3 protein-coding genes and 1 pseudogene are annotated in these 1,235 nt (G+C 46.0%); 3 read left to right on the plus strand and 1 reads right to left on the minus strand.

Annotated elements, in window-relative coordinates; all coding sequences use genetic code 11:
* Nucleotides 1-58: 58 nt before the first annotated feature.
* From BFF42_RS17735 to BFF42_RS17745, 3 genes and pseudogenes are all read left to right on the plus strand, one after another.
* A complete protein-coding gene (locus BFF42_RS17735) occupies nt 59-418 on the plus strand; it encodes a 3'-5' exonuclease (RefSeq protein WP_073692993.1) in 360 nt (119 codons plus the stop codon).
* 58 nt (nt 419-476) lie between these two features.
* Nucleotides 477-680 carry a DUF4224 domain-containing protein gene (locus BFF42_RS17740; protein ID WP_000096344.1) on the plus strand — a complete coding sequence of 68 codons (204 nt, stop codon included), beginning with the start codon at nt 477-479 and terminating at the stop codon, nt 678-680.
* A pseudogene (locus tag BFF42_RS17745) lies at nt 680-1,062 on the plus strand (tyrosine-type recombinase/integrase); the annotation flags it as partial. The gene BFF42_RS17740 and the pseudogene BFF42_RS17745, both read left to right, overlap by 1 nt.
* A 17-nt stretch (nt 1,063-1,079) precedes the next feature.
* Here BFF42_RS17745 and BFF42_RS17750 read toward each other — a convergent pair.
* On the minus strand, nt 1,080-1,235 hold a 156-nt coding region (locus BFF42_RS17750; RefSeq protein WP_001392677.1), incomplete at its 5' end, for an IS3 family transposase.

A 1,235-nucleotide genomic window follows, 5' to 3' on the forward strand; every position in this document is an offset into this window, starting at 1 on the left:
ACTGGCCGATAAACCGGGTCGGCGAACTGCTCCCCTGGCGCGTAGCACTGCCGACTGAATAACACATCCCCGTCAATACGGTTCTTGCTGCACGCTTACTGCACTGTTACAATTGCGGGAATTTATCGACGAAAACTCCGGTGAATTTTTTGTTCAGGTCTGGGGAAATGGAACCAACTTCGACAACACGATTTTGCGCCGTTCATACGAACGGCAGGGGATCCCCTGCCCGTGGCGTTACTACAACGATCGCGATGTACGCACAATCGTTGAGCTGGGGAAAGCCATAGACTTCGATGCCAGAACGGCTATTCCATTCGAAGGTGAGCGCCATAATGCACTTGATGACGCTCGTTACCAGGCAAAATACGTTTCAGCTATCTGGCAAAAACTGATCCCGAGTCAGGCTGATTTTTAATGTTCAACCCTAATTGCCGCTAACCGTATATAGTTAGCGGCGGTTATGAGATATAGCTATGAGCAGCTTATTTTTAACCGAAGATGAATTGCTAATATTAACGGGCTGCAAATATGCAAGCCACCAGCGAAAATGGTTAATGGAAAACGGGCTTCCGTTCTATACCAATCGTAGTGGCAAACCGATTGTCAGCCGGGATCTATTTACCTGCAATAAAACTTTACCACCACGCGAGGTAGAGCCGAATTTTGGTGCGATCTGATGGGAAGACGAAGGAAAAATCCTGAACACGAAAAATTACCTCCAAATGTATACCCAAATAAATATAGTTATGTATGGAAACCAACATCCAGCGAATCTGTAACACTAACCGCCATCAAGGATGGTTTAGCTGCTTTATGGAAAAAGTATGAGGAAACTGTAAATAATCGCGATCGTGCAATGACATTCGGTCGCTTGTGGGAAAAATTCCTCGCCAGCGCCTATTACAGTGACCTCAGTCCAAGAACACAAAAAGATTATCTGCAACATCAAAAAAGTTGCTTGCCGTATTCGGTAAGGTGCCGGCAGATTCCATAAAACCAGAACACATCCGTCGATACATGGACAAGAGAGGGGGGAGGTGTACTGGCAATAGCGGACACTACCATTTGTTCTTTTTTTAAGCAGCCATCTGATGATATTTTTCCCTGAAGGCTGCCGGGGAGATATTCCCCAGACGAGAGTGACGACGCTGACGATTGTAGAAAATCTCAATGTATTCCCGTATTACTGAGATGGCTTCATCCCGGTTATTAAAACGATAGTGGCTCAGGCT

Origin of the sequence: Shigella sp. FC1661, from assembly GCF_001712525.1 — a bacterium.
Classification (GTDB): Bacteria; Pseudomonadota; Gammaproteobacteria; order Enterobacterales; family Enterobacteriaceae; genus Escherichia; species Escherichia coli.